Origin of the sequence: Rhizobium sp. NZLR1b (assembly GCF_019685155.1) — a bacterium.
In the GTDB taxonomy this organism is placed as follows: Bacteria; Pseudomonadota; Alphaproteobacteria; order Rhizobiales; family Rhizobiaceae; genus Rhizobium.
This window is the reverse complement of record NZ_JABDWC010000025.1, coordinates 57,861-78,907: the sequence shown is the minus strand read 5'-3', so window position 1 is coordinate 78,907 and position 21,047 is coordinate 57,861. Positions and strand designations below refer to the sequence as shown.

At 58.1% G+C, this 21,047-nt stretch carries 19 protein-coding genes; 17 read left to right on the top strand and 2 right to left on the bottom strand.

All coding sequences use genetic code 11. The features are described from left to right. Positions 1 to 84: 84 nt before the first annotated feature. Positions 85 to 1,275, bottom strand: coding sequence for a plasmid partitioning protein RepA (gene repA, locus HJB84_RS27370; RefSeq protein WP_221117466.1), 1,191 nt, complete (start codon positions 1,273 to 1,275; stop codon positions 85 to 87). Positions 1,276 to 1,655: 380 nt separating this feature from the next. On the opposite strand from repA, the gene HJB84_RS27365 reads away from it, so the two are divergent. From HJB84_RS27365 to HJB84_RS27300, 14 genes are all read left to right on the top strand, one after another. After that, on the top strand, positions 1,656 to 2,279 hold the full coding sequence (locus tag HJB84_RS27365; protein WP_221117465.1) for an acyl-homoserine-lactone synthase: 624 nt from the start codon (positions 1,656 to 1,658) through the stop codon (positions 2,277 to 2,279). A gap of 10 nt (positions 2,280 to 2,289) precedes the next feature. After that, positions 2,290 to 3,267 (top strand): P-type conjugative transfer ATPase TrbB, encoded by a 978-nt coding sequence (gene trbB / locus HJB84_RS27360; RefSeq protein WP_221117464.1) that lies wholly within the window; start codon positions 2,290 to 2,292, stop codon positions 3,265 to 3,267. Then, a complete protein-coding gene (locus tag HJB84_RS27355) occupies positions 3,257 to 3,640 on the top strand; it encodes a TrbC/VirB2 family protein (protein ID WP_221117463.1) in 384 nt (127 codons plus the stop codon). Before trbB ends, HJB84_RS27355 begins: the two co-directional genes overlap by 11 nt. Beyond that, the gene (locus HJB84_RS27350; RefSeq protein WP_221117462.1) at positions 3,633 to 3,932 is read left to right on the top strand and encodes a conjugal transfer protein TrbD; all 300 of its coding nucleotides are present in this window, start codon (positions 3,633 to 3,635) and stop codon (positions 3,930 to 3,932) included. Before HJB84_RS27355 ends, HJB84_RS27350 begins: the two co-directional genes overlap by 8 nt. Positions 3,933 to 3,942: 10 nt before the next feature. After that, positions 3,943 to 6,399 carry a conjugal transfer protein TrbE gene (locus HJB84_RS27345; RefSeq protein ID WP_221117461.1) on the top strand — a complete coding sequence of 819 codons (2,457 nt, stop codon included), beginning with the start codon at positions 3,943 to 3,945 and terminating at the stop codon, positions 6,397 to 6,399. After that, positions 6,371 to 7,174, top strand: a complete 804-nt coding sequence (gene trbJ / locus HJB84_RS27340) for a P-type conjugative transfer protein TrbJ (protein ID WP_221117460.1) — start codon at positions 6,371 to 6,373, stop codon at positions 7,172 to 7,174. Before HJB84_RS27345 ends, trbJ begins: the two co-directional genes overlap by 29 nt. Positions 7,175 to 7,233: 59 nt before the next feature. Then, a complete protein-coding gene (trbK, locus tag HJB84_RS27335) occupies positions 7,234 to 7,371 on the top strand; it encodes an entry exclusion protein TrbK (RefSeq protein ID WP_405049118.1) in 138 nt (45 codons plus the stop codon). Continuing rightward, positions 7,365 to 8,546, top strand: coding sequence for a P-type conjugative transfer protein TrbL (gene trbL / locus HJB84_RS27330; protein WP_221117458.1), 1,182 nt, complete (start codon positions 7,365 to 7,367; stop codon positions 8,544 to 8,546). Before trbK ends, trbL begins: the two co-directional genes overlap by 7 nt. 20 nt (positions 8,547 to 8,566) lie before the next feature. Then, positions 8,567 to 9,229 carry a conjugal transfer protein TrbF gene (locus HJB84_RS27325; protein ID WP_221117457.1) on the top strand — a complete coding sequence of 221 codons (663 nt, stop codon included), beginning with the start codon at positions 8,567 to 8,569 and terminating at the stop codon, positions 9,227 to 9,229. A gap of 17 nt (positions 9,230 to 9,246) precedes the next feature. Next, positions 9,247 to 10,059, top strand: a complete 813-nt coding sequence (gene trbG, locus HJB84_RS27320; protein WP_221117456.1) for a P-type conjugative transfer protein TrbG — start codon at positions 9,247 to 9,249, stop codon at positions 10,057 to 10,059. Between the two features lie 3 nt (positions 10,060 to 10,062). Then, positions 10,063 to 10,503, top strand: a complete 441-nt coding sequence (gene trbH, locus HJB84_RS27315; protein WP_221117455.1) for a conjugal transfer protein TrbH — start codon at positions 10,063 to 10,065, stop codon at positions 10,501 to 10,503. Between the two features lie 11 nt (positions 10,504 to 10,514). Beyond that, entirely contained in the window at positions 10,515 to 11,810 is a 1,296-nt protein-coding gene (trbI, locus tag HJB84_RS27310) for an IncP-type conjugal transfer protein TrbI (RefSeq protein WP_221117454.1), read from the top strand. 186 nt (positions 11,811 to 11,996) lie between these two features. Beyond that, the gene (locus HJB84_RS27305) at positions 11,997 to 12,737 is read left to right on the top strand and encodes a LuxR family transcriptional regulator (RefSeq protein ID WP_221117453.1); all 741 of its coding nucleotides are present in this window, start codon (positions 11,997 to 11,999) and stop codon (positions 12,735 to 12,737) included. A gap of 145 nt (positions 12,738 to 12,882) precedes the next feature. Next, the gene (locus HJB84_RS27300; RefSeq protein WP_311044133.1) at positions 12,883 to 13,593 is read left to right on the top strand and encodes an autoinducer binding domain-containing protein; all 711 of its coding nucleotides are present in this window, start codon (positions 12,883 to 12,885) and stop codon (positions 13,591 to 13,593) included. Between the two features lie 614 nt (positions 13,594 to 14,207). Here the strand turns inward: HJB84_RS27300 and HJB84_RS27295 are convergent. Then, positions 14,208 to 14,408 (bottom strand): hypothetical protein, encoded by a 201-nt coding sequence (locus HJB84_RS27295; protein WP_221117451.1) that lies wholly within the window; start codon positions 14,406 to 14,408, stop codon positions 14,208 to 14,210. 326 nt (positions 14,409 to 14,734) lie between these two features. Between HJB84_RS27295 and HJB84_RS27290 the strand changes: the two genes are divergently transcribed. From HJB84_RS27290 to HJB84_RS27280, 3 genes are read left to right on the top strand one after another with little or no spacing between them, the layout of a single operon-like run. Continuing rightward, the gene (locus HJB84_RS27290; protein WP_221117450.1) at positions 14,735 to 17,956 is read left to right on the top strand and encodes a calcium-binding protein; all 3,222 of its coding nucleotides are present in this window, start codon (positions 14,735 to 14,737) and stop codon (positions 17,954 to 17,956) included. 16 nt (positions 17,957 to 17,972) lie between these two features. Then, positions 17,973 to 19,727 carry a type I secretion system permease/ATPase gene (locus HJB84_RS27285; protein WP_221117449.1) on the top strand — a complete coding sequence of 585 codons (1,755 nt, stop codon included), beginning with the start codon at positions 17,973 to 17,975 and terminating at the stop codon, positions 19,725 to 19,727. Next, positions 19,724 to 21,034 (top strand): HlyD family type I secretion periplasmic adaptor subunit, encoded by a 1,311-nt coding sequence (locus HJB84_RS27280; RefSeq protein WP_221117448.1) that lies wholly within the window; start codon positions 19,724 to 19,726, stop codon positions 21,032 to 21,034. The genes HJB84_RS27285 and HJB84_RS27280 overlap by 4 nt, the downstream gene beginning before the upstream one ends. The last annotated feature ends 13 nt before the right edge of the window (positions 21,035 to 21,047 follow it).

The following is a 21,047-nucleotide window of genomic DNA, read 5'->3' as shown; positions in this document are numbered from 1 at the left end:
AGCCGGCCTCCAAACTCGCTTTCAACGTCGACAAAGGTTTGAAATGTCTTACAAAACTCTGCAAAAAAACGGCTGACAAGTGCGTCATTTCCGCCCCCATGCGCCGTGGATTAGTTCCATGATTTCGCCGTTTGCTGCGTTCAAGCTTTCCATTGCGCGGTCATAGGTAGACCGGACGAAATCGCCTCGCTCTACCTCGTACAGAGTTTGTTTTTTTATAGAAGCATCAGAAATGGCCGTGGATTTTAGAACGTGATTTCGCAACATTTGCTGGGCGAACATTGATTGCATGAACCCGACCATCTGTGCTTGCGGGATGTCCGTCGGCTCGAAACGTGTGACGAGATAGCGGAACCACTCGACCCGCATCTCGGCGCCGGCCTCTGCGACCGGACCCATTATGCCGCCCAACATCATCAGGAACTGGCTCATCGACATGATATCTAGCATCTGGGGATGGATAGTGATCAGAATGCCTGTCGAGGCCATAAGCGCCGTGATTGTCAGGTATCCCAGCTGTGGCGGGCAGTCGATGACAACCACGTCATATCGGTCGTCTACCTGCTTTAGCGCATTGAAGATGCGCATGTAGAACAACCGACCGTCCTCTCCCTTTCTTGAGGAGATTGCGAGCGGCACATCATATTCGTATTCCTGCAAGACCAGATTTGCAGGAACGACATCTAGGCCAGGAATGTTGGTTGGCTGGATGACTTCGGAGATAAATTTCTGCTCATCATCGAAACGAAGCGCCTCGTACAGAGATGCGGTATCGTCAAGTTCAGGCTGGATTCCAAAAAGGGACGTTAGCGATGCCTGTGGATCGAGATCGACCGCAAGTACGCGGTGGCCGGTGAGCGCAAGATATTGTGCAAGGTGCGCAGCGGTCGTAGTCTTTCCGCTTCCACCCTTGAAATTCACGACCGATACGACCTGCATCGGCTCACCTTCACGACGACGGGGAACGTAGTATCTCTTGTCAGATTTTTTATTGGCCTCAAGATAATCGCGAAGCTCCAACATCTGGTCAGCTGTGTAGTAGCGCCGTCCACTGACCGATTCTATCTCGGGGCCTTTACCTTCCGAATGAATTTGTCGAAGATGGCTTTGGGTGACCCCGATGAAGTCAGCGACCTCCCCAAGTTGGAACTTGCGCAATCCCTTGCGAGCATCTGGCGGGTATTGTTGACTGCGCAGCATATGCAACGCATTTGAGATCTTCGCCCCTTGCTGGGCTATCTCGATATCAAACCGGTTGGGCTGCTGATGGCTCATTTTGCAAACTATTTCCTGGGAGGCTAAACTTTCGAAAAAATGGCCCCATCGCCATAATTTTCGCAACTATCTCCCGATTCTCGTCGAGCCGCAAGAGATTTAAGGTTAACAAAGGGTTAACGCACAATCGTCGGCTTGCACGCTCATAAATTCTTTTTCTTGCGTTTTCATGTGTTTAGCAAGCGGTGTGGCCCGCCGCGTTCATGCTCTGTTTTACTGTGAATCCTACAACTCGCCGCTTTTTGCATAAGGCCGCGCCCGATCGCTCCTTGTCGCTTGTCCTGACCGACCGTCGCGAGTGCGACTTGTAGGATTATACAACTGTCGGCTTGTCAAAATCTGTGTTGATTTCCCGCCGACCAACAACGACAGAGAAAATCATGCAGGTTCTCGCGCTCTCAATGCCCCGGACACTCCAGGAGGCGCACCTCCTTCACATCCACTACCAGCTTCGTGCGCGGGTCTTCTCCGATCGCCTGGGTTGGGAAGTCGACGTAACGGCGGGGTGCGAGTCGGATGGATTCGACGCGCTTCGGCCGACCTATGTTCTTGCGATCGCCGAGACCGGCCAACTGGCGGGGTGCGCGAGGCTCCTTCCTACGCTTGGTCCGACAATGGTGGCGAACGTTTTCCCGTCGCTTCTCCCCGACGGTCAACTTAACGGCCATGCCGCGATGATCGAGAGTTCTCGCTTCTGCGTCGACACGGCCCTTGCTGAGGGGAGGGGCGACGGTTCCATCCATGAAGCCACGCTGACCATGTTCGCCGGCATCATCGAATGGTGCTTCGCGAATGGCTACACCGAGATTGTCACGGTGACCGATCTTCGATTCGAGCGCATCCTTGGCCGCGTCGGATGGCCGCTGCATCGTTTGGGCAAGCCGAAGAAGATCGGCGTGACGATGGCCGTGGCGGGCACACTGCCCGCCAATACGGAGACGTTCCTCAGGCTCCGTCCTTCCAATTATCGTTCTGAACTCAGCCCTCTCAGCCAGGCAGCGTAAGGAGAAATCCGTGAACCAGCTTCGCTCTCATCCCCGGCTTGTCCGCAAACTTCAGGAGGCGCTCGGCGATCAGCTTTGTGTTGCCCTGGACGACGCGACTGTCGTCGAGATCATGCTCAATCCGGACGGAAAGCTGTTCATCGAACGCCTCGGTCACGGCGTTGCGCCCGCTGGCGAGATGTCATCCGCTGCCGCGGAGATGGTCATTGGCACAGTGGCGCACGCGCTTCAGTCAGAGGTCGACACGGAACAGCCAATCATCTCCGGCGAGCTGCCAATTGGTGGCCACCGCTTTGAGGGTCTGTTGCCCCCAATCGTCGCCAAGCCTGCCTTTACCATTCGGCGTCGCGCGTCACGCCTCTTTCCGCTCGAAGATTATGTCCGCACCGGCGTCATGACCGAATACCAGGCGTCGACGATTCGCAGCGCGATTTCGGCAAGGCTCAACATCGTCATTTCCGGGGGAACGGGCTCGGGCAAGACGACGCTTGCGAATTCGGTGATCGACGAGATCGTCAAATCTGCGCCGGAGGATCGTCTCGTCATTCTTGAGGATACCGCGGAAATCCAATGCGCGGCCGAAAACGCCGTTCTCCTCCATACCAGCGATTCGATCGACATGGCGCGGCTCTTGAAGAGCACCATGCGCTTGCGCCCCGACCGGATCGTGGTCGGCGAAGTCCGCGACGGCGCAGCCCTGACACTGCTCAAGGCCTGGAACACTGGCCACCCTGGCGGTGTGGCGACGATTCACTCAAACACTGCCATGTCAGCGCTGCGCCGTCTTGAACAACTCACGGCGGAGGCAAGCCAGCAGCCGATGCACGAGGTGATCGGAGAGGCCGTCGACTTGGTCATCTCGATCGAGCGGACGCCCCGCGGCCGGCTTGTTCGCGACATCATCCAAATCGAGCGGTTCATCAACGGACGGTACGAGATCGAATCCGATCAGTTCACCGAAGAACAGGAGGCACGCCATGTCGCGTAAGCATACCCTCATCGCCGCCGCGCTCTGGGCCGCGCCAATCGTACTTGCCTCGGTCGCGCCGGCGCTTGCCAGCTCCGGCGGCAGCCTTCCGTGGGAAGGACCGCTGCAACAGATCCAGGAGTCGATCACAGGCCCGGTCGCGGGTGCAATCGCGCTGGCAGCCGTGGCCATTGCCGGCGGCATGCTCATCTTCGGCGGCGAGCTCAACGATTTCGCGCGGCGACTTGTGTACGTCGTTCTCGTCGCCGGCATCCTGCTCGGCGCCACCAACATCGTGGGCCTGTTCGGTGCGACCGGCGCTTCGATCGGGCTGACGGACGAGCAGATCACGTCAATTGGTTCGAACGGAGGAGGGGAGGGCGATCATGGCTGAGTCCCTGTCCGGCCTGCGGCGCAACCGCATCCATCGCGCGCTGTCGCGCCCAAACCTGCTGATGGGCGCCGACCGGGAGCTGGTGCTGATCACCGGTCTTGCAGCGGTGATCCTGATCTTCGTTGTCCTCACGGTCTATTCGGCGCTCTTCGGCATCGCCGTTTGGATCGTCATCGTCGGGGCGCTCAGGATGATGGCGAAATCGGACCCGCTCATGCGGCAGGTCTATATCAGGCACATATCCTACAAGTCCACCTACAAGGCGACCACTTCGCCGTGGCGCCGGTACTGAGGAGGCGGCCATGGTAGCTCTCAAACGCTTCCGGGTGACCGGCCCGTCCTTCGCCGATCTCGTTCCTTATGCCGGCCTCGTCGACAATGGTGTCCTCCTCTTGAAGGACGGAAGTCTGATGGCCGGCTGGTACTTCGCTGGCCCGGACTCCGAAAGCGCGACCGACCTCGAGCGCAACGAGCTGTCGAGGCAGATCAATGCCGTTCTGTCGCGGCTCGGAAGCGGGTGGATGATCCAGGTCGAGGCCATCCGCATTCCAACGGTCGACTATCCGTCGGAAGACCGTTGCCATTTCCCCGATCCGGTGACCCGCGCGATCGACGCCGAGCGTCGGGCGCATTTCGCGCGCGAGCAGGGGCATTTCGAGAGCAAGCATGCGCTGATCCTAACCTACCGGCCGCTCGAGTCCAAGAAGACTGCACTCAGCAAATACATCTATTCGGATGAGGAGAGCCGGAAGAAGTCCTACGCGGACACGGTGCTCTTCGTGTTCAAGAACGCGGTGCGAGAGCTTGAGCAGTATTTTGCCAACACACTTTCGATCCGGCGAATGGAAACCCGCGAAACGGTCGAAAGGGGAGGGGATCGAATTGCCCGATATGACGAGCTGCTGCAGTTCGCCCGATTCTGCACCACCGGGGAAAGCCATCCTATCCGGCTTCCCGACGTTCCGATGTATCTCGACTGGATCGCCACCGCGGAGCTTGAACACGGACTGACGCCAAAGGTCGAAAACCGTTTCCTCGGCGTCGTTGCGATCGACGGTCTGCCGGCCGAAAGTTGGCCGGGCATTCTGAACAGCCTTGACCTGATGCCGCTCACCTATCGGTGGTCGTCACGTTTCATCTTTCTCGATGCCGACGAAGCTCGACAGAAGCTCGAACGCACACGCAAGAAATGGCAGCAGAAGGTCCGGCCGTTCTTCGACCAGATATTCCAGACACAAAGTCGATCCGTCGACCAGGACGCGATGACCATGGTGGCCGAGACCGAAGATGCCATCGCGCAGGCCTCGTCGCAGCTGGTTGCCTATGGCTATTATACGCCCGTGGTCGTGCTGTTCGACAGCGATCGCCAAACACTGCAGGAGAAGGCCGAAGCGATCCGCCGGCTGATCCAGGCGGAAGGATTCGGGGCGCGGATCGAAACGCTCAACGCCACCGACGCCTATCTCGGTAGTTTGCCGGGCAACTGGTATTGCAACATCCGTGAGCCGCTGATCAACACCAGCAATCTCGCCGACTTGATTCCGCTGAACTCGGTCTGGTCCGGAAGCCCGATCTCCCCATGCCCGTTTTATCCGCCGAATTCCCCGCCTTTGATGCAGGTTGCGAGCGGATCGACGGCGTTCCGTCTGAACCTGCATGTCGATGACGTCGGCCACACACTGATCTTCGGGCCGACCGGTTCTGGCAAGTCGACGTTGCTCGCCCTGATCGCCGCACAGTTTCGCCGGTACGAAAATGCGCAGATCTTCGCCTTTGACAAAGGCAGTTCACTTCTGCCCCTGACGCTCGCAGCCGGCTGCGATCACTATGAGATCGGCGGCGACAATGCGGAAGAGGGGAGGGCGTTGGCCTTTTGCCCATTGTCCGAACTCAAAAGTGATGCCGACCGGGCTTGGGCGACGGAATGGATCGAGATGCTGGTCGGCCTGCAGGGCGTCACCATCACACCCGATCATCGTAACGCCATCTCTCGACAGATCGGACTGATGGCGAGCGCATCCGGTCGATCGCTCTCGGATTTCGTCAGCGGCGTGCAGCTGCGCGAGATCAAGGACGCATTGCATCACTACACCGTCGATGGCCCGATGGGCCAGTTCCTCGATGCCGAGGAGGACGGCCTCACACTCGGCGCGTTCCAGACCTTCGAGATCGAGCAGCTGATGAATATGGGCGAGCGCAATCTCGTGCCAGTGCTGACCTACCTGTTCCGGAGGATCGAAAAGCGTTTGGATGGGTCGCCGAGCCTGATCGTGCTCGACGAGGCGTGGCTGATGCTCGGCCACCCTGTGTTCCGCGACAAGATTCGCGAGTGGCTCAAGGTGCTCCGCAAGGCGAATTGCGCCGTCGTTCTTGCGACCCAATCGATCTCCGATGCCGAGCGGTCCGGGATCATAGACGTACTAAAGGAATCCTGCCCGACAAAGATATGCCTCCCAAACGGCGCCGCTCGCGAGTCGGGGACGCGTGAATTCTACGAGCGCATCGGCTTCAACGAGCGGCAGATCGAGATCGTCGCTACCGCCATGCCGAAGCGCGAATACTACGTCGCCACGCCGGAAGGCCGGCGGCTCTTCGACATGTCGCTTGGGCCGATCGCGCTGAGCTTTGTCGGCGCGTCGGGCAAAGAGGACCTCAAACGCATCCGCACACTGAAATCCGAACATGGCCACGACTGGCCGATCCACTGGCTTGAAACGAGAGGAGTTCACGATGCCGCATCGCTACTCAGGTTCGAATAGATGGCTCGCCTGCTTGGCGGCCGCCGCTCTCACAATAGGAGCTGCAGGCTCAGTGCAAGCCGGTACAGCCACCGGCGCTGCGACGGAATGGACGCAGCTCGCCAACAATGCGCAGCTCGTGGATCTCATGAAAAGCTCCGGCATCCAGGTCGACAATCAGCTGACCCAGATCAGCCAGCTTGCAGAGCAGATCCAGAACCAGCTGAAGATCTACGAGAACATGCTACAAAACACTGCGCAGCTTCCTGACCATGTCTGGGGGCAGGTCGAAAGCGATCTCAACCAGCTGCGCAGTATCGTCGACCAGGGACAGGGTATCGCCTTTTCGATGGGGAATGCGGACGACGTTCTTCAGCAGCGCTTTCAGAGTTATGCCGATCTCAAGACCAACTTGCCGAGCAACGTAACGTTCTCCTCGACCTACCAATCCTGGTCGAACACCAACCGCGACACGATCGCCAGCTCGCTGAAAGCGGCGAGCCTCACGGCCGACCAGTTCGAGAGCGAGGAAGATACGATGTCCTCGCTGCGGTCGATGTCCGAAACCGCCGATGGGCAGATGAAGGCTTTGCAGGTCGGCCACGAGATTGCCGCTCAACAGGTTGCCCAGATGCAGAAGCTTCGTGGGCTCGTCTCGCAGCAGATGACGATGATGGGAACCTGGCTGCAGACGGAGCAGACCGACAAGGACCTGGCGCAGGCGCGGCGGGAAAAGTTCTTCAACGCTGAGGTCAAGGGCGTTCCGGAAGGCCAGAAAATGGAGCCGCGCTGGTGAGCCGCCCTGTCCTGATTGCCTTGCTGTTGGCTGTCGCCGCTGCATCGTCTGCAGCGACAATGCTGATCGTCAATTCCCGAAACACAGGAAAACCTGCGCTGACCGAAGAACAGCGCGCCGTTCGGGAAAAATTCTTCAGCTCCGACAAGGAGCTGCCACCGATCAAGGAAGGTCAGGAGATGCGCCCGAGATGGTGAAGGTAACTGGTGCGCGTTCTTCCCTGATTACAGGACTCTTTCTCCTCGCCTATGCTGTCCCCGCATTCGCGCAAGAGGGGCAGGTCCTCACGGAACTCGAAAACCAGGTCTCGTCCGCTGCGAAGGGGTGGGAAACCACGATCATGGAGGCGGCGAGATCCCTGTTCTGGATACTCGCAACAATCGAGATAGGCATTGCGGCCGTCTGGCTGGCGATCCAGTCAGCCTCGCTGGACAGCTGGTTCGCTGAACTGGTGCGGCGGATCATGTTCATCGGGTTCTTTGCATTCGTTCTGACCCAAGGTCCGACCTTTGCGCGAGCAGTGGTCGACAGCCTTTTCCAGATTGGCGCCGGCGGTGGTTCAGCTTCACCTGCTGAGGTGTTCGACGCCGGCATCCGCGTCGCCTCCCAAATGTCGCAACAAGCACAGTTCGGGGTGTTCGAAGACAATGCGCTTGCGATCGCGGCGGTGTTGGCAATGGGCATCGTTGTCATCTCCTTCTCGCTGGTTGCAGCTATTTTCGTGTCGGTCATGGTCGAAATGTATGTCGGCTTGCTCGCCGGCATGATCATGCTCGGGCTGGGTGGTTCGTCCTTCACGAAAGACTTCGCCATTCGATACCTCGTCTACGCCTTCGGCGTCGGCATGAAGCTCATGGCCTTGGTGATGATCGCCAAGATCGGATCGAACGTCCTGCTTGGCCTCGCTCAAGCTCCGACTGCCTCGTCGGATCAGTTCGTCACCACGTTGGCCATCGCCGGTATCTCCGTCGTCGTCTTCATCATCGCAATGTATGTCCCGAACATCATCCAGGGCGTTGTCCAGGGCGCATCGGTGTCCGGAGGAATGGAAGCGATCCGCCACGGCGGGCAGGCGGCGTCTTTCGCCGCGGGTGCTGGCTTCCTCGCCGCCGGCGCCGCCGGCGCGGGCTTTGCGGCCGCGCAAGCCGCACGAGCTCGCGGTTCATCCGCTGCAAGTGCTGCTCTTCGCGGCGTGGGCGCGAGCTTCACTTCCGGCGCGCAAGCAGCCGGATCTGCCGCGAAGGAAAAGGCAATCGGTTCTCCGGGCGCTTATGCCGGGTCCATTCTAGGACTGGCCAACGCCAAGCTCGATCAACAGCGCGGCGGTCATAGCGGACCGAAGCCTCCTCCCGAACGCAACGACAAACCGTAATCGAGACAAGGGAAGAATAAATGGCAGCGAACCGCGCCCCGGAAAACCCGTATCTTGCCGCCCGCCAGGAATGGAGCGAACGCTATGGCTCCTATGTGAAGGCCGCAGCCGCATGGCGCATTGTTGGTATCCTCGGCCTGGTCATGGCGGTCATCGGCTTCAGCTACGCAATGTATCTGAGCACGCAGGTGAGGCTGGTGCCTTACATCGTCGAGGTCGACAAGCTGGGGACGGCGGTCACGGCAGGCTTTCCGGAGCAGATCGAGTACGCCGATGTCCGCGTGGTGCGCGCCACACTCGGCAACTTCGTCACAAGCTTTCGCTCGATTACGCCGGATGCGGTGGTGCAGAAGCAATATATCGACCGCACCTACGCACTTCTTCGCACCTCCGATCCGTCGACGGAGAAGGTCAACGCCTGGTTCCGGGGCAATTCTCCGTTCGAGAAGGCAAAGTCTTCGACTATTGCCATCGAAGTCAACAACATCGTCGCGCTGTCGAACCAGACCTATCAGATGGACTGGACGGAATACGAACGGGACCGCAAGGGCAAGGAAACCGGCACACGCCGCTTCCGCGGCATCGCGACGGTGACGCTTACCGCGCCACAGGATGAGGCGACGATCCGCCTCAATCCGATCGGCCTCTACGTCCGAGATTTTGACTGGACGGCACAGCTTTAAGGGCAGGGATTCTTTCAATGAAAAAAACGGGATTGATCGCAGCCGCCGGCTGCATGGCCGGACTCTTGCTTGCGGCGGGCGCGCAGGCGCAAAGCATGACGAGCAACGAGGTGACGGGAACGAATCTTTCCAGGAAGTGGCGCGGCACGCCGGGACTGGTCACGACGGGACCCGACGGAAAGGTGATCTTCCTGTTCGGCGAAACGCAACCTTCCGTCGTCTGCTCGCCGCTGCAGGTCTGCGACATCGAACTTCAGGGTGGCGAGATCGTTCGCGATGTCATGGTCGGCGACACGGTGCGTTGGAAGGTGGAGCCGGCCACCTCGGGGGCCACAGGCGGACAGGCGATCCATCTCATAGTCAAACCGTCGGAGCCAGGCCTTCTCACCTCAATGGTCGTGACGACCTCACGGCGCACCTATCATATCCAGCTCAAATCCCATCCGAGCCAGTACATGGCGCGCATTGGTTTCGAATATCCGGAAGACGTGTCCACCAAGCTCGCCGACATCAATGCCCGTCTCGAAACCGGTGGCATTCCGGGCACCGCGCCTGACAAACTGAACTTTTCATATTCGATCAGCGGCGGTGCTCGGTGGAAACCGAAACGGGTCTATTCGGACGGGGTGAAGACCTACATCCAGTTCCCGAGGTCGATCTCTGGCCAGGACGCGCCTGTCCTCTTCGTCGTCTCCGGCGGTCAAAATCGCATCGTCAATTACCGGATGAAGAACGACATGATGACCGTCGACTATGCGATCGACAAGGCGATCCTCGTTTCCGGTGTCGGTTGGCGGCAACAGAAGATCACCATCCGGCGGGGAGGCTGAACCATGCGGAAGCTATTCGCATTCTTCATCGCGGTCGCGCTGCTCTCCAGCTGCCAAACGGCCGACGACGCACTCACCACCAGCTCGACCCCTGTGGCCGTCACCGGACCGGCTGCAAGCGCCATCGCCGGCGACGTGGCAAGCCGTCTGGCTGAACAGATCGGCCCGGCAGGTGCTACGACCACAATCAAAATGGAGACGGACACATCGGAGTTCGCATCCGCCCTCGAGGCGGCCCTGAGGGGATGGGGCTACACGGTCGTCACGAACGGCAAAGTCGCCAAAGACGTCAAGCCGGTCGAGCTTGCTTATGCAATCGAGGGCTTCGACGGGCAGGTGCTGGTACAGGTCTCGACGCCTTCCATCGCTCTTGGCCGCGCTTACACGCCGACGGCGGCGGGTGCTGCGCCGGCCAGTCCCCTTTCGATCATGCAGCGCAACTGACGGAGATTAACATGGTCCAGTCGCTCCAGCTTGGCACGTCGAGCCAAGCCGACGATCAGCAGGGCATGCGGCGGCTCAACCGCCTACCGATCATCGTCGCCATCATTGTCATCGTGCTGTTCGTCGGGGTCGTTGTGATTGGTCTGTCGCTGCGCGGGCTTTCCTTCAATCGTGGCGACATTGAGGGTGCTTCCAACAGCCCTGCGACCAGTTTCGGCGACCAGCTTAAGCGGGGTGTCACGGACGGTATTATCGGTGACCCAGAAAAGCAGGAGGTGTTCCAACCGACACCGGTCGTCATCGAGAAAGAGGAAAAGCACGAGCCGGTCGTCGAGCGCCGACCAGAGGAGCGACAAGACCGTCGACAAAGGCTCGAATCCGAAGAGGAATGGAAGGCTCGGCTGAAGCGAGAGCAGGATGAGCAATATATGCGCGAGGCGCAGCGGCAACGGATGGCGCGTCTCCAGGCTCGTTCGACGGCGCTTGATTCGCCGCTGAAGGTCGACATCTCCGATGTCGAGAAGGCCGCAAACTCCACCAATGACAGCGGCCGCCAGCCGACAAATGCCGTAGCAAACAGTGCCTCAGACCTTTATGCCGCGGCCATGAAATCCGGACTGGTGGGACAAAACGTCGATCAGAACGGGCAGACATCGAAAGAGGATTTCTTCAATCAGGACATCAAGGATCTCGGCTACCTGCCAAACCAGGTGGTGCCGCAGATGTCACCCAATGAATTGAAGCGCGGTTCGGTCATCCCGGCGACATTGATCACCGGCCTCAATTCCGACCTGCCAGGGCGCACTACCGCTCAGGTCAGCGAGAATGTCTACGACAGCGCGACCGGCTACCGCCTTCTCATCCCGCAGGGTGCAAAGCTGTTCGGCCGCTACGATTCCAAGGTATCCTTCGGCCAGGACCGCGTTCTCGTGGTCTGGACTGACCTCATTTTCCCGAATGGGTCCACGTTGCAGATCGGCGGCATGGCCGGCACGGACGCCGAAGGGTATGGTGGATTCCAGGACAAGGTCGACCGCCATCTTTGGAGGACATTCGGTTCTGCAGCCCTGGTGGCAATCATCGGGACGGGTATCGATATGTCGATGCCTGAGAGTTCGACGCTCGCGACGCAGGACACGGCCTCGGATGCAGCAAGACGGAATTTTGCCGAGTCATTTGGCCGGGTAGCGGAACAAACCATATCGAAGAACCTCAACGTTCAGCCGACGATTCGCATTCACCCGGGTTACAAGTTCAACGTCCTGGTTGATCAGGATATCATTTTTCCTTCGGGCTACCAGCAGTAGCGGCCTCTGCTGGCCATTTCTGGATGGTCGGTGAGGGCGCCGCCACCCGCACGGAAAGCACATCCAAAGATAGCGGAAGCCGCCATATTTTCTAGTTTTCAGCTCTCCGGGGTTGCATTTCGCAGTCGGCTCGACGATTTTATGTGAGCACCCTTCACCGAAAGTTATTATTGCAGAGAAAGAAGCATGCAGGAAAATCAATACTCGCCAAGTTATCCAAAAGCCTCCAGCGCTGTGAAAGACGCACCGACAGTGGCCGCCGCTTTGGACGCATTCCAGCAGCATTATCCGGTGGATTTCGTCACGTTTCACCTCGCTAGAACCATTGTCGACAATATCGATGCCCCGTTTGTCAGAACCACCTACCCCGATAGCTGGGTCTCGCGCTACCTCCTCAATGACTACGTCAACGTCGACCCAATCATTCGAGAGGGCTTCTCTCGTCAGTTGCCGTTTGATTGGCGCGAGATCGAAATTCCTGACGACGCACATCAGTTTTTGGTCGATGCCGAAATGCACGGAATCGGCGGCAACGGCGTATCAATACCGATCGTTGATAAATCGCGCCGGTCGCTTCTGTCGATCAACTCTCAAAAGAGTGACGATGAGTGGACACCGATAGAACGGCAATTCCTACGTGAGTGGACCGAGCTAGGTTTTCTTCTGCACCGGAAAGCGGTTTTCGAACTTCATGGCGAAAATGATCCCGTTCCGGCGCTAGGAACCAGAGAGATCGAGTGCCTTCACTGGGCTTCACGCGGCAAAGACAGCAAAGACATCGGTAAAATCCTGGGACTATCGGAACACACCGCCCGAGGATATCTGAAGTCAGCACGCTACAAGCTGGGTTGCCCCACTTTGTCGGCCGCGATAGCTCATGCCGTACACTTGAACCTTATCACGCCTCATGTTGGCACCTCAAATTAGGGGTACCGGTTTGGGGGATTTATCTCCTTGTAGTCCCGCTGCATGTTCGGACGACGCGACAGGAGCCTTGCGAGGAATCGTCAAGGGCTCCTAGATTGAGGCAGTGCAAGAGCTCAGCCTGCCTCATCACGACGGACGTGTGGAGGTGGCATTGAATGACGCACTTAGAAATTTGATCGATACGATTGAGGCATCGCGAGATGAGGTATCGATCAAAGCTGCGCTTAGGAACTATGGAAACGAGTTCGGGCTGGAGAAATATGCCTATATAGATGCTTCTGGCGTGGAAATACGCGCATTCAGCAACTACACTGACGAATGGCAGCAGACATATTTGGCAAGGCGGCATTCGAGCATCGATCCAGTGGTCACTGAAGCGAAGCGCCGACGCGAGGCTTTCGCATGGTCTGCCGACGATTGGTCGGTACGGGGCATGTCCGAACTTCGGAAATTCAGAGACCAAGCGATCGATTTCGGGGTCCGTTGCGGCGTCACGATCGGGGCCGACGGCAGTTTTGGATCCAAAATGATGCTGACGTTTGCGACATCGGAGGCAAGAACAGATCTCCGTGCGCTAGAGCACACGCTTGATGCTGTGCAGGCTCTGACGGTGATCCACTATCGGTTGCGATTCATTGCAGCAAATATCCCCCTTGGTCCAAGGCGTATCCTTTCGCCTCGAGAATCTACATGCGTGACTTGGGCAGCCAAAGGCAAGTCAGCCTTCGAGACCGCAATGCTAACTGGAATCAACCCAAGAACAGTGCAGCACTATTTAGATAGCGCCCGCCGGAAGCTCGAAGCGGCCACTGTCCCGCAACTCGTCGCGATCGCAAAAGATTACGGGCTCATCTAGCAGCCTGATGACGAAGTCTACGGTTTGCCCTTGAGGATTGCTCCGTCGCCGTTGTGGTATGCGAAAGTGATTCGATCCGCCAAGCAATTCAGCATGTCCCGCCACCCGAGACCTCGTCCATTTCGTCGCATCCGCCCATGAGAAGACGACCATGGACGTCCTGCAGCCGAGGTGGAGGCCCGCTTGCATCCACCGAAGGCCATCTCGCTACCATTAATCCCGATGGTGATTGTGGCCGGGGTCGACCAGCTCGAGATTATCCCGGTTCCACCTCGCGGAGACCTTCGATCGGGTCGTGGAATGGATCATCCCGACGAGCCTCAATGTCCAGTCAGCGGTCAACATCAGGCCGGGCGAGCTGCCATGTTCCAATTAAACAGGACATCATTTTTCGCTGGCGACCTCTTAATTTTGACCTTGCGTTATTCTTGGAATCAAATAAAAATGCCGTTAAAGTTGCGTAATTATGACTACTCGATCTCAGGCGGTGGATTGTATGGGGGCAATTTTCTTGCATCTGCCCCCGCGGAAACCATAAAGGGCAACACAAGCGCCGGAAAACACACAGCAGCGTGCAAGGCATTCTATTGATACTATAGAATAATGTCGCGAGATTAGAGCCCTCTTCTGCTGAGATCAGCCAAAACGATAAGAATCATAGAAATCGCCATTAGAGGAAAAATAATCTTAGCTTGCGCCTTAAGCGTTGCTGCCGGGATACCTCCTTCTTTTCGATGTTTGATGATTGTTGAGACCATCAGTACGAAAACTACACCGAACAACAGTATCGCCATGAACACAAAGACTGCGGCCATTTACTTTCCATTCTCACGTTCTTCAGCATAGCGAATGTTCTACGCCTGCAGGCAAGTTCGGTCAGAATATGTGGCCTTAGTTGTGCATGGTCAACCTTGGGAGATAAAACATGTCAGATGCACCGCCTGTTGGAGGAGGGTTCTATGCGCAGTACTGGACGTTTGGTTGGTCAGCGGGGATAGGAACAGACGGCAGTTTCACCACGAGCTTTTTCACTCAAGTCGGAGCAGGAGCGGGAGCAGCCGGCGGAGCATCTTGGAGTTGGTCGAATGGTTGGTCCCCGTACGCCGCAGTAGGTGCCGCCTCGATAACCGGAACGCCAGGTATGTCATGGTCTGCGCTTTATGACTTCCCGTCAGGGCATGTCAATTTAAGCGTGGGCGGTGGCGTTAGCGACGTATACGAAGGGGGAGGATATGTAGAATTTCCATCGTGGAAAGATTTCAAAGACTGGTACGATCACAACTTTCCCGATGGGCCGGAGATGCCTGCGTCGCCCCCCAGTCAAGGGCCTCTTGGACAACCGACTACCGGTCTTCTGGATCCACTTCCTCCTCCAGGGTTGCCCGACGCACTGCCATTGCCGCGCGACCCCTTAATTTTCGATCTTTCAGGAACGGGAATTGCTCTAACTAGTTTGGAACAGAGCCAAGCACATTTCGATTTTGGTGCGGACGGTTTTCGGGAGAAAACGGGCTGGGTAGGGGCGGGACAAGGGATATTGATCCGAGACCCCGGAGATTCTGGGTCAGTCAAATCGGAGCATATAATCGGCTCGACCGGCGGAAATGGATTTGATGAACTCTCCTCATATGACACTAACCACGATGGTCTTATCGATAGCGGAGACACCGCGTTTAGTTCCTTAAGTATGTGGGTGGACGGAAACGGCGACGGCATATCCAGCGCCGCTGAAATCTTCTCGCTTGATGACCTCGGTATCACAAAGATCAATTTGGCAGCAGTGACTTCCGGCATCTCGTTTGGCGGCAACACTATTGTTTCGACATCGAGCTTTACAAGCTTGGATCCTACGACACACCAACTTGTCGAGCGAGAAATAGCGCAGGTGGATTTCCTGACAGATACGCAACTATCTCGTCAGGAATTGCCTGACGACATGGTGTATTCTGGCTTGGCGCTAATTTTACCTCAGATCGACGCCTACGGATTGCTATCTGATTTTCGTGTATCAGCATCGTTGAACAATGCCCTCGCTTTAACAGCAAAGCAGCTAGTCCTGGACTCCAGTTCTCTATCGAGCAACGATTTTGAAGCGCGATTTGTCGAACTGGTCGAAATGTGGGCCGGCGTCGACGGAGTTCAAAGAGATTCCGCGGGGGATTTCATCGATGCTCGGCATTTGGCGCTAGTTTACAAGTATTTTGGCATCGATCCTCAAGTGGCGACTGGTTATCCATCCCGGCCTAACGCTGCGTCGGCTAATCAGTACGAACGATTGTATGAGGGAATAGTTGCTTCCATGGAAGCGCGCTTTATTTCGCAAATAGCACCATCTCTACTGCAATTGGGAGTGTCGCCTGAGACAGTAAACCAGAATCCCTATACGCCGTTTGTACTATTCCAATACGACCCAAACAGCGACCGATTGAATGGTGATTTGGATATTCTTGTTGCTGTTTTAAAATTTCAAGCGCCAGACGATGCTATTGCGGGTGAGCAATACTGGGATAAAGCAGCTTATGCTTTAGCCAATTTTCGGCTCGATATCTATGAAGGGAATGAGCGACTGTTCTTGAGCCGTTTTGTCGCCGCGGCAAATGTGAACGACTATTCCAGCGAAATTGTTCAAGGATTTATCGCAAGACTAGCGCCCGGCTTAAACTTTTTAGATAGCCCATCAGTTGAGGGACTTGTTGGCACCGATGGCCCGGATGTGATCTACGGCGACGGCTTGTCAACCGTTCTCATAGGTGGCGGCGGTGATGATCATATTGTCGGTCGAGAGGGAAATGACGCGATCATTGGCGGCTGGGGCAACGACACGATCTATTATGCTCGCGGCGACGGCAACGACACGATCACGGAGTCGGGCATGTGGGATACCGACGACCGGCTGGTGCTGTCCGACATCAGCCCGGCCGACGTGACGCTGGTGCGCAATGACAACGACGTGACGCTTGTCATTGCCGAGAGTGCGGCGGGTGCGGGCGATGCCGGCAGCATTCTGCTCAGCGGCAATCTCAACGAGTACTATCAGACCGGCCTTGAGAAGGTGGTCTTTGCCGACGGCACGATATGGACGCGTGACACGATGCGGGCAGCACTTCTGGCCCAGGCATCGACGTCGGGCGACGATGTGATCACCGGCTTCAACGCGGCCGACATCATCAATGCCGGCGCTGGCAACGACACGATCAATGCCGGGGATGGCAATGACGCGATCACCGGCGGGACCGGCAACGACACGATCGACAGCGGCTGGGGCAACGACACGATCTATTATGCTCGCGGCGACGGCAATGACACGATCACGGACTCGGGCATGTGGGATACCGACGACCGGCTGGTGCTGTCCGACATCAACCCCGCCGACGTGACGCTGGTGCGCAATGACAACGACGTGACGCTTGTCATTGCCGAGAGTGCGGCGGGTGCGGGCGATGCCGGCAGCATTCTGCTTAAAGGCAATCTCAACGAGTACTATCAAAGCGGCATTGAGAAGGTGGTCTTCGCCGACGGCACGACATGGACGCGCGACACGATGCGGGCAGCCCTGCTGGCCCAGGCATCGACGTCGGGCGACGATGTGATCACCGGCTTCAACGCGGCCGACATCATCAATGCCGGCGCTGGCAACGACACGATCAATGCCGGGGATGGCAATGACGCGATCACCGGCGGGACCGGCAACGACACGATCGACAGCGGCTGGGGCAACGACACGATCTATTATGCTCGCGGCGACGGCAATGACACGATCACGGACTCGGGCATGTGGGATACCGACGACCGGCTGGTGCTGTCCGACATCAACCCCGCCGACGTGACGCTGGTGCGCAATGACAACGACGTGACATTGGTCATTGCCGAGAGTGCGGCGGGTGCGGGCGATGCCGGCAGCATCCTGCTCAAGTCCAACCTCGATGAGTATTACCAGAACGGCATCGAGAAGGTCGTGTTCGCCGACGGGACGACATGGGACAGAGCTTATCTAAGGTCCCAAATTTCATATGTCGGGGGTACCTCAGGCAGCGACACTATCGCCGGGACAAATGGCGCCGACAGCATCCACGCAGGGCCGGGCGACGATACACTTATTGGCTTCGATGGAAACGATACGTTCGTATTCAGGTCGGATTTCGGTCACGACACCATAAACGATTTCGTGGCAGGAGCGCAGAGCGTCGATATCATTGACGTCGGCACCGATATCTTCGCTGACTTTGCCTCAGTGCTGGCCGCCGCCAGCCAGGTCGGAGCAGACACGGTGATCACCCACGACGCCAATACGTCGATAACACTGAAGAATGTCGCGTTGACAAGTCTGCACCAGGACGATTTCCGCTTCACAGCCGCAGCGTGATTATGGGGAAATCGTCTTGAACAAGTCTACAGAACAGCCGTCACAAGTTTTTCTTGTGGCGGTCCTCTCTTCGCTTCGAAAAGCCTTTCTCGGCGTCGGGCTCACAAGCTGTTTCATCAACATCCTTGCTCTGACCGGCTCATTTTTCATGCTTCAAGTCTACGACCGGGTGATTCCAGGTCGCAGCCTACCGACCCTGGTTGGGCTCGGGATCATCGCTGCCGCGCTGTTCGTTTTCCAGGGCATTCTGGAATTGATCAGGTCGATGCTGCTCGTCAGAGTGGGCACCGCGGTTGACGAGCGCTTCGGCGACCGCGTTTATGGCTCTCTGATCCTGTTGCCGTCCCGGATGCAGATGTCGGGCGATGGACTACAGTGCGTGCGCGATCTCGACACCGTCCGGGGCTATCTATCGGGACAGGGACCGACGGCTCTGTTCGACATGCCATGGATGCCCTTCTATCTCTTCCTGTGTTTCCTCTTCCATTTCTGGATAGGGGTGACTGCGCTCGTCGGAGCACTCATGCTCATCGGTCTGACGATGCTCACGGAAGTCCGCTCTCGGCAGCCGGCAAGAGAAGCCGCCAAGCTTGCTGCAGAGCGCATCACCCTTGCCGAAGCGACCAAGCGAAATTCGGAGGCTGTCCTCGCGATGGGCTTCGGCCATTTCATCGGCGAGCGGTGGACCGATCTTAACCGGCGCTATCTTGAGAACCACATCGCCTCCAGCGCCGTCATCGGCGGATTGGCGACAGCTTCGAAAATTCTGCGCATGATGCTGCAGTCGGGTGTTCTCGCTGTCGGGGCCTTGCTGGTGATCCGCCAGGAGGCAACCGGCGGCATCATGATTGCAAGTTCGATCCTTGTAAGCCGGGCGCTGGCGCCTGTAGAACTCGCCATCGGGCAATGGAAGAGTTTCGTTGCCGCCCGGCAAAGCTGGGCACGACTGACGAAGCTGATGACGCTCATGTCGTCGGAACAGCGCGAGGTCGTGTTGCCGGGGCCGCGGGAAAGCTTAACCGTCGAGAACCTGCAGATCGCTGCCCCCGGCAGCCGCAATCTCATACTGAAGGGAGTCTCCTTCAAGGTCTCGGCAGGCGAGGCGGTCGGGGTCATTGGCCCGAGTGCATCGGGAAAGTCTACGCTGGCCCGCGCGATCACAGGCCTCTGGCTGCCCTTAGGCGGCGCGGTGAGGCTCGACCAGGCGCTTCTTGCCCAATGGGATCCGCGCGAACTCGGCCGCCATCTCGGCTATCTGCCGCAGGACGTTTCGCTCTTCGATGGCTCGATTGCCCAGAACATCGCACGTTTCGATCCGGGTGCCGACTCCGAGGCCATCATCGCCGCAGCGCGGGCGGCGGGCGTCTACGACATGATCGTGCAGTTTTCCGATGGGTTCGACACGAAGGTCGGAGAACATGGATCGGTGCTCTCGGCCGGCCAGCGCCAGCGTATTGCGCTTGCTCGCGCACTCTATGGCGAGCCTTTTCTGGTCGTACTCGATGAGCCGAATTCCAACCTCGATGCCGATGGCGAGTCGGCTCTGACGAAAGCAATCTCTGGCATTCGCGCAAGGGGAGGGATTGCGATTGTGATCGCACACCGGCCGAGTGCACTCACTGCAGTCGATCAGGTCCTGGTCATGGGCAATGGCCAGATGCAGGCCTTCGGTCCGAAGGACGAGGTACTGAAGAAGACCACGGCGCGGCCGGCCATGCCGACCCCGCAGCCCATGCGTCTGCTGGTTGGCGGCGAGGAGACGGGAACATGAGAGAGATCGGAGCGCCATCAGCGGAACGCGCCATCCGCAAGCTGACGGTCGCCGCTCTTAGCGTCGTCGTCCTGCTTGGCGGCGTGATGGGTGGCCTTGCTGCCACCACGCATCTCTCCGGCGCCGTGATCGCCTCAGGAACGGTCGTCGTCGACACCTATGTGAAGCCGGTACAGCACCAGAAGGGCGGCACCGTCGGCCGGATATTCGTCAAGAATGGCGGTCTGGTGGAGGCAGGACAGATCCTCATTCATCTGGACGACACCCAGACACGCGCCAACCTCGCTATCGTCACAAAGCGCCTGAACGAGCTTGCCGCAAGGACGGCCCGGCTTATAGCCGAACGCGACGGCGCGCAGTCGATCGCTTTTTCGGAAGAGCTGCTGGCGAAAGCCGACGACCCTGAAGCTGCGCGCTCGATCGAGGGCGAGAAACGCCTCTTTGCCGACCGCAGATCATCGCAGGTGGGACGCAAGGCGCAATTGCGCGAGCGGATCCAGCAGCTTAGGCAGGAAGCCGAGGGCCTGGTCGCCCAGGAAACCGGCAAGCGCCAGGAGATTGCGTTGATCCAAAAGGAGCTGGAAAGCCTGCAGCGCCTGTTCGATCAAGGGCTCGTTCCGGCGAACCGGGTATACGCGCTGCAGCGGGAGGCCGCGAGCCTGACGGGCGAGCTCGGCAGCCTCGTCGCGACGGAGGCGCAGACGAAGGGCAAGGTTACGGAAACCGAGCTTCAGATCATCCAGATCGATGATGACCAGCGTAGCGAGGTTTCCGACCAGCTTCGACAAGCCGAGGGAGATATCGGGGAATATTCCGAGCGCCTCGTCGCTGCCGATGATGACTTGCAACGCATCGACATTCGTGCGCCGCAGGGTGGCATCGTGCATCAGCTTGCCGTCCACGCGCCCGGCGCCGTCATCGCCCCGGGAGAAGCGATCATGCAGATCGTCCCGGATCGCGATACGCTTGTTGCTGAAGTCAAGCTTTCGCCGACCGATATCGATCAGGTGAACATCGGGCAGGCGGTGCATCTGAGATTTTCTGCCTTCAGCCAGCGCAATACGCCCGAGCTGAATGGTGTCGTGACCAGTGTGGCAGCGGACCTGACGACCGATCAGCGGTCGGGCCTCAGCTATTATGTTGTTCGAACCAAGGTTTCCGATGGTGAATGGCAGCGGCTTGGCCAAGTCACGCCCGTTCCCGGCATGCCTGTCGAGGCTTTTATACAGACCGGCGAGCGGACGGCGCTGGCATACCTGACGAAGCCATTCATGGATCAGGTCGCGCGGGCTTTCAAAGAGGAGTAAGAATGATAGATAG

Coding starts and splice junctions, on each gene's coding strand:
- HJB84_RS27325 (WP_221117457.1), top strand. CDS start 8,567: ATGGCAGCGAACCGCGCCCCGGAAAACCCGTATCTTGCCGCCCGCCAG.
- HJB84_RS27355 (WP_221117463.1), top strand. CDS start 3,257: ATGTCGCGTAAGCATACCCTCATCGCCGCCGCGCTCTGGGCCGCGCCA.
- trbG (WP_221117456.1), top strand. CDS start 9,247: ATGAAAAAAACGGGATTGATCGCAGCCGCCGGCTGCATGGCCGGACTC.
- HJB84_RS27290 (WP_221117450.1), top strand. CDS start 14,735: ATGTCATGGTCTGCGCTTTATGACTTCCCGTCAGGGCATGTCAATTTA.
- HJB84_RS27345 (WP_221117461.1), top strand. CDS start 3,943: ATGGTAGCTCTCAAACGCTTCCGGGTGACCGGCCCGTCCTTCGCCGAT.
- HJB84_RS27280 (WP_221117448.1), top strand. CDS start 19,724: ATGAGAGAGATCGGAGCGCCATCAGCGGAACGCGCCATCCGCAAGCTG.
- HJB84_RS27350 (WP_221117462.1), top strand. CDS start 3,633: ATGGCTGAGTCCCTGTCCGGCCTGCGGCGCAACCGCATCCATCGCGCG.
- HJB84_RS27365 (WP_221117465.1), top strand. CDS start 1,656: ATGCAGGTTCTCGCGCTCTCAATGCCCCGGACACTCCAGGAGGCGCAC.
- trbK (WP_405049118.1), top strand. CDS start 7,234: ATGCTGATCGTCAATTCCCGAAACACAGGAAAACCTGCGCTGACCGAA.
- repA (WP_221117466.1), bottom strand. CDS start 1,275: ATGAGCCATCAGCAGCCCAACCGGTTTGATATCGAGATAGCCCAGCAA.
- trbH (WP_221117455.1), top strand. CDS start 10,063: ATGCGGAAGCTATTCGCATTCTTCATCGCGGTCGCGCTGCTCTCCAGC.
- trbL (WP_221117458.1), top strand. CDS start 7,365: ATGGTGAAGGTAACTGGTGCGCGTTCTTCCCTGATTACAGGACTCTTT.
- HJB84_RS27305 (WP_221117453.1), top strand. CDS start 11,997: ATGCAGGAAAATCAATACTCGCCAAGTTATCCAAAAGCCTCCAGCGCT.
- trbI (WP_221117454.1), top strand. CDS start 10,515: ATGGTCCAGTCGCTCCAGCTTGGCACGTCGAGCCAAGCCGACGATCAG.
- trbJ (WP_221117460.1), top strand. CDS start 6,371: ATGCCGCATCGCTACTCAGGTTCGAATAGATGGCTCGCCTGCTTGGCG.
- HJB84_RS27295 (WP_221117451.1), bottom strand. CDS start 14,408: ATGGCCGCAGTCTTTGTGTTCATGGCGATACTGTTGTTCGGTGTAGTT.